This window comes from Candidatus Binatia bacterium, assembly GCA_035631035.1.
Taxonomy (GTDB): domain Bacteria; phylum Eisenbacteria; class RBG-16-71-46; order SZUA-252; family SZUA-252; genus DASQJL01.
Map to the genome: position 1 here is coordinate 1 of DASQJL010000110.1, position 6,726 is coordinate 6,726.

4 protein-coding genes and 2 tRNA genes are annotated in these 6,726 nt (G+C 69.7%); 4 read left to right on the forward strand and 2 right to left on the reverse strand.

What is annotated here, in order from left to right:
* Positions 1–958: hypothetical protein (locus VE326_11640; protein ID HYJ33863.1), on the reverse strand; the 958-nt coding region annotated here is incomplete at its 3' end.
* A gap of 72 nt (positions 959–1,030) precedes the next feature.
* On the opposite strand from VE326_11640, the gene VE326_11645 reads away from it, so the two are divergent.
* The 4 genes from VE326_11645 (at position 1,031) to VE326_11660 (ending at position 4,849) form a co-directional block, all read left to right on the forward strand.
* The gene (locus VE326_11645) at positions 1,031–1,669 is read left to right on the forward strand and encodes a DedA family protein (GenBank protein HYJ33864.1); all 639 of its coding nucleotides are present in this window, start codon (positions 1,031–1,033) and stop codon (positions 1,667–1,669) included.
* Between the two features lie 161 nt (positions 1,670–1,830).
* Positions 1,831–1,904: transfer RNA gene (locus tag VE326_11650), tRNA-Gln, on the forward strand.
* Between the two features lie 38 nt (positions 1,905–1,942).
* A tRNA-Glu gene (locus tag VE326_11655) sits at positions 1,943–2,017 on the forward strand.
* Between the two features lie 81 nt (positions 2,018–2,098).
* Positions 2,099–4,849: a pitrilysin family protein gene (locus VE326_11660; protein HYJ33865.1), complete on the forward strand. Its 2,751-nt coding sequence runs from the start codon at positions 2,099–2,101 to the stop codon at positions 4,847–4,849.
* Between the two features lie 31 nt (positions 4,850–4,880).
* Here VE326_11660 and VE326_11665 read toward each other — a convergent pair.
* On the reverse strand, positions 4,881–6,726 hold a 1,846-nt coding region (locus VE326_11665; protein HYJ33866.1), incomplete at its 5' end, for a FlgD immunoglobulin-like domain containing protein.

The window sequence follows — 6,726 nt, forward strand, 5'->3', positions numbered from 1 at the left end:
GCGCGGGGTTCCCCGTCAGCGTGCGATCGATCTCGCCGGCCAGCGTGTCCCCGCCGGCTCCGACCCGCGTGAATCGGGCGAGCGTCTTCCCCTCGGTCGCGGCGACCACGACGGAGTCGTTCGCGTCCACGGACCGGACGAACTGGGTCCCCTGCACCGCGGTCACGCTGCGCAGCGCCCGCGCGGGCACGTCGATGGCGAGGACGCCCAGGTTGCCGTCAGCCACGAACGCCGCCGCCCCGTTCCACGCGAGGTCCTCGGCGCGATGGCCGTTGAAGGCGAACTCGGTCAGCGAATCAGGGGCGGCCGCGCCCGCCCGCATGCGATACAGCGTCAGGATCAGCCGCGGGGGCACGTTGCCGCGGGTGCTCGCCACCAGGAAGGAATCGCCGCGCGCGGCCACGGCCCCCACGGTCCGGCCGTCGCCGTAGACGAGCGTGCGCTGCAGCGTGAACCCCGACGCCGGATCCCACGACAGGAACTGGAGCGTGGACCCGCCTCCCGCGACCACGCCCCCGCCCGTGGGCGCGGCAGCGCCCAGCGTCACCGCTCCCAGGTCTCCGACCGATCCCACCGCGACCGGATCGGCCGGATCGGAGGCGTCCACCGCGACCACGCCGCGCGATCCGGCGAAGAGGAAGAGCGTCGATCCCGCGGCCGATGCGCGGGCGACGCTGCCCGACGTGCGGAAGCGTCCGAGGAGCGGCGTCGAGGGCTGGCTCAGGTCGTAGAGATCGGCGCCGCTCCCGGTCGGCACCGCGATCACGCCGGCCCCGATCGTCAGGGCCGGCCCGAACGAGGCCGTCACGGACGAAGGGACGCCGCGAAGGGCCACCGTTTCGGGAATGGCATGTGCCGCGGGAGGGGCCGCGACGAGGAGGCTGCCCACCGCGGCGAGTTGCGCCCAGGAGCGCCGGCGTCGAAGCCTGCGGGAGTTCATCTGATAGGACGCTACCATGGGCTGTGCGGCGCTCCAAGACGGAACTCTTTCCGCTTGTCGCCGCGCGATCCTCTCGGCTACGGTGCGGCCGTGCCGTCCCTCGACACGATCCTCGCGCCGCTCTCCTCGTTCATCCTGTCGACCATCTCCTCCTGGGGCTACGCGGGGGTCGTCGCCTGCATGACGATCGAGAGCGCCTGCATTCCGCTCCCCAGCGAGATCATCATGCCCTTCTCCGGCTACCTCGCCTCGACCGGGCGCTTCACGCTCTGGGGCGTCGCGCTTGCCGGCGGCGTGGGCAACGTCTTCGGCTCCGCGATCGCGTACGCCGCGGGCCGCTATGGCGGCCGGCCCCTGGCCGAGCGGCTGGCCCGCTGGCGGATCCTCCGCATGTCCGATTACGACAAGGGAAACGTCTGGCTCCAGCACCACGGCGTCGCCGTCGCCTTCTGGAGCCGCCTCCTTCCGATCGTGCGCACGTTCATCTCCTTCCCCGCCGGCGCCGCGCGCGTCCCCTTCGGGATCTTCTCCCTGTACACCTTCATCGGCTCGGTGATCTGGGCGCTGGCCCTGGCCTGGGTCGGGGTGATCCTCGGCGAGCACTGGCACGACATCCGGAACGTGATGCGCGGGTTCGACCTCGTCATCGTTGCGGCGCTCCTCGTGCTGGGCGTGGTCTGGGCGCGGCACCACTTCCGCTCCGAGCGCGGGGGGACCGCCCCGGAGTGAGCGCCCGGCCAGGGCGTGGTTGACAACCCTCGCTGCCCGCCCTAGCTTCCGCGCCTCAACCCTTTTCCGGCATCTTCGGTCCAATCACCATGGTTGAGTCCGGTCAAAGCGGCCGGCGCGTTGACGGTCCCTCGTCGCACATGATAAATTCACCGGCTCTTTGGGGGATCGTCCAGTGGTAGGACACGTGGCTCTGGACCACGGTACAGGGGTTCGAATCCTCTTCCCCCAGCCATGCCAGAAACGGGACGGTACACCCATGAAGCCGGTTGCGGCGCTATCGTCTAGGGGTTAGGACGGGTGGTTCTCAGCCATCAAACCGGGGTTCGAATCCCCGTAGCGCTACCAACACGATCCCATGCGCCGCGGCGCCTGCGGGCTCACGCCCCACGGCTCGCCGCGAGCGCCGGGATCTTTCTCCTCCTGTTCATGGCCGCTTCCGCCTTCGCGCAGCCCCGCGAGACCACCCGCTCCCGCGCGGCGCGCGCCGCCTCCTCCCCGCGGGCGACCGGCGCCGCGCGCATCCCCGCGAATGTAGAGCGCCTCGATTCCCTTGGCGGCATCACCGAATACCGGCTCCGCTCCAACGGCATGAAGATCCTCCTCTCGCCCAACCACGCCGCGCCCGTGATCACGTTCATGGTCGTCTATCACGTCGGCTCGCGGAACGAGGCGCCCGGGAACACCGGATCGGCGCACCTCCTCGAGCACATGCTCTTCAACAAGAGCACGAAGAACTTCGGCAAGGCGAACCACAAGAAGACGGTCCAGGAGGTGCTCTACGAGGCGGGGGCGGACTATGCCTCGTCGAACATGACCACCTGGTACGACCGCATGAACGGCTACTCCACGCTCCCCGCGGAGAAGCTGGGGACGGCGATGAAGATCGAGGCCGACCGGCTGGGGCGCGCGCTGATCCTCGACTCGGAGCGGCAGCCCGAGATGTCGGTCGTCCGGAACGAGTACGAGATCGGCGAGAACAGTCCCTACCAGGCGCTGGACAAGGCGGTCACCGCCGAGGCGATCCTGGCGCACCCCTACCACTGGGACACGATCGGCTACCGTTCGGACATCGAGGGGGTGTCCACGGAGAAGCTGCGGGAGCACTACCGGAACTTCTTCTACCCCGACAACGCCGAGGCGATTCTCGTGGGCGACTTCGAACCCGCGGCCGCGCTCGCCATGTTCGATCGCGAGTTCGCCGCCTTCGCGCGCTCGAAGACGCCGATTCCCCAGGTGATCACGGTCGAGCCGCCGCAGGAGGGAGAGCGCCGCGCCGTGGTGCGCCGGCCGGGCAACGTGGGGATCGTCGAGATCGCCTACATGCGGCCGAACTCCCTCGATCCCGACTACATCCCGCTGGACGTGCTCTCGACCATCCTCTCCTCGGGGGTGAACTCGCGGCTCTACCAGGCGCTCGTCGAGACGGGCCTCGCGACCGACGTCGGATCCTGGAACTACACGCTGCGCGACCCCTACCCCATCGTCGCGCAGGCCACGGTCACGCCGGGGCGGTCGCACGACGAGGTGGAGCGGGCGATGAAGGCCGCGCTCTACCGGATCGGTAAGGACGGCGTGAGCCCGACCGAGCTGGATCGCGCGAAGAGCCAGCTGGAGGTCTCGGTCGTCCGCGGGCGGGACGGCACGTACGAGCTGGCCTCGTCCCTGGGCGAGGCCGTCGCGTCGGCCAACTGGAAGTGGTTCGTCGGCTACGTGGACGCGCTGCGGAAGGTGTCGGCGGACGACGTGAAGCGCGTCGCGGCGAAGTACCTCGTCCCCGACCACGCGACGGTGGGCTGGTTCGTGCCGGTGACCGAGGAGAAAAAGGAAGCCAAGGTGGGCCTCGCCCCCGCTCCGCCCCGGACCAAGTGGGCCGGCGCCGGCGGCGCATCCCCGCCGGAAGCGGGAGGCTTCGGCACGAGGACGCTCCATCGCGTGCTCCCGAACGGCCTCACGCTGGACGTCGTCGTGAACCACGCGGTGCCGACGGTCGCGGTCCAGGGAACGGTGTTCGCGGGCCGGATGGAGGCTCCGGCCGGAAAGCCGGCGGTGCCCGAACTGACCGCCATGATGCTGACCCGCGGGACGAAGACGGCGGACAAGCGGGCCATCGCCGCGCGGCTCGACGGCGTCGGCGCGCAGCTCCAGGTCTTCACCGGAGTGACCGAGGCCACCATCGTCGGCAATTCGCTCTCCAGGGACCTGAAGCTTCTCCTGGAGACCCTGGCCGACGAGCTTGCGAACTCGACGTTCGCCGATTCCGAGGTCGCAAAGGCCAAGCTGGAAATGCGCGCCAACGTGCTTCGCAGCTCGGAGAGCACCTCGGCGCGGGGGCTGGACCGGTTGACCCGCCTCGCCTTCCCCGAGGGGCATCCCTATCGCGCGGCGACCACGGACGCGATGCTCGCGAGCCTCGACAAGGCGAACGCCTCCGACCTCCGCGCCTTCTGGCGCGCGCGCTACGACGGAGCCGGAACGATCCTCGCCGTCGTGGGCGACGTGGACCCGGAGGCCACGGCGGCGCTGGTCACGTCCCTCTTCGGCGGACTGGAGCGAGGCGCGCGCCCGACCCATGACGCGCCCCCGACCGCCCCGAACGCGCCGGAGCGGGTCGTCGAGACCATGAAGGGCAAGGCGAACGTCGATTTCCTCTATGGCCAGGCGAGCGGGCTCAGGCGAAACGACCCCGATTACGAGGCCGCGCTCGTCGCGAACGCGGCGCTGGGACAGTCGAGCCTGACGTCGCGCATCGGCAAGCGGGTCCGCGACACCGAGGGGCTCTCCTACAGCCTCTACTCGCGCTGGTTCTGGCCCGACTACGCCGACGGGCTCTGGGCCGTGGACGTCGCCGTCGCGCCGCAGAACGTGGCCAAGGCGCTCCGCTCCACCAAGGAAGAGATCGATCGCTACGGGAAGGAAGGGATCACCGACGCGGAAGTGGAGGTCCAGCGGGAGTTCTTCGCCGGCAACTACCTGGTCCGCCTGGGCACGAACGCCGGGGTGGCCGCGGCGCTCTGCACCGCCGAGAAGTTCGGATACGGCCCGAGCTACCTGGACGACTTCCCGAAGCGGATTCGCGCCGTCACGAAGGCGCAGGTGGATGACGTGCTACGCCGGCGGTTCCATCCCGACAAGATGCACCTGGTCGTGGCCGGGGACTTGGACTCGATCCCGCAGTAGCCGCGCGCTCCGGCACTCCCCGGCGTACCCGCTACTTGAGCAGGGTCAGCGTGCGCGTCCTCGTCTGCCCGTCAGTGGTGAGCCGCGCGTAGTAGCGCCCGCTGGCGACCGGAAGGCCGCGGTCGTCCCGCCCATCCCAGCGTGCCTCGTAGCGTCCCGCCAACGTCGGGCCGTCCACGAGCGTCCGCACCAGGGCCCCCGAGACGTTGTACAACCGAAGCGTGACGCGCCCCGCGCTGCCGATCGCGAACGGGATCACCGTGCTCGGATTGAAGGGATTCGGCCGGTTCGCGAACAACCGCGTCGCCGGAGGCTCGGGCGCGTCCGCGACCCCGCTCACGGTCGGGACCGAGGCGGGATTGGCAGGATTCGAACCGCGCGCGAGCTCCCAGCGATCGCGGTACCCGTCCCCATCGCGGTCGATCCCCATGCGCCTTCCCGCGCCCGCAGGGACTCCGAGGTAGGTGATCTCGCCCCCGTTCTGCGCCAGCGAACGAAGGCTGTCTGCTGGGAACGTCCCCTCAGGATCGTAGTCGCTCAGGAACGCGCGCGCGCCGGCCTGGTAGAAGAACCCCTTGGCGACGCCGTCCAGGCGGCCGTGCGCCACCAGGTCGCATTGCCCTGCGTCCGCGGCGGCATAGAGGGAGTCGAGGAGCTGCGTCGTACCGGTGAGGGTCTTGTTCGCCCCGTTCACGGTGATCTCACGCCCGACCGAGGGAGCCGTCCCCGTATCGAACGCGAGAAGGAAGGCCTCGAGGTCGCGGCGCTCCTGGTTGCTCGCGAACGTGAAGACGGGCAGGTTCAGGAAGTCGAACAGATTGTCCATCGAGCCGTCGTGGATGAAGCCGAATCCCCTCTTCTGCGGTCCCGGCGCGTCGGAGAAGCCGGTCTTCTGGTACAGGTTCCGGAGCTGAGGCACCTTCATCGCCTGGCTCTCCTGCAGCGCCTGCGCAGGAATCAGCGCGCGGTTGGTCCCCGTGGGAAGGGTGTGGCACACGCTGCACGTGCCGCCGTCGTGCGGTTTGGTATCGAACTCGATCTTCCCCCGCGTCGGACTCGGCGCGGGGGCGGCCGGATTGGGCCACGTGCGGTCGAGGTTCTGATTCGGATTCGGCGGATACGCCAGGGTGAGGATGAAGTCGGCGAACTGCTGCATCTCGCCGGTCGTGAGCGAGTCGGCGTTCCCCATCAGCGAGACGAACGCGGGATTGAATCGGGTGAAGTCGGACCGGTCGCCGCGCCAGTGGAACGGCGACGTTCCGGACAGGCCGCGGAGCGACTGCGTCGTCATCGGGCCCTTCATCGGATGGAATGGCGGAATCGGGACCGGGTTGGACGGCGCCGGCTGCATGTCGCCCTGCGGATTGCCCAGATCCCAGGCGAGGTTGTCGAAGTTGCCGCCGATGTGGCATGAGGCGCACGCCAGATCGCCGTGATCGGAGAGCATCCCGTCGTAGAGGAAGTGACGTCCCGCCGTGACCGCGGCCGGGCTCGGATCGAATCCGCCGCCCAGCGGCACCTCGCTCTGGAACGATTCCCCGGAGGTGCCGAGCACCGCGACCGAGTTGGAGAAGCGGTTCAGGACGTACAGCCGCTCCCGCGGCTCGTCGAGCGCGAGTCCCGCGGGACCGCTCTTCGTGAGCCGAGGGGCGCTGGAGACGGGAATTCGCGCGGTCACCGCTCCCGTCGAGGGATCGACGACGCCCACGAGGTCGGACCCGAGCGCCGCCACGTAGACCTTGCTCTCGGCCCCATTCACCGCGACTCCGGTCGGCTCGGCCAGGCTGAGCGCCTTTTCGCCGGGAGGCCCCGGAATGGCGTCGTAGACGATGTGCGCGTTCAGATGCCAGGGAGTGACGGCGCCCAGCCCGCCCGCG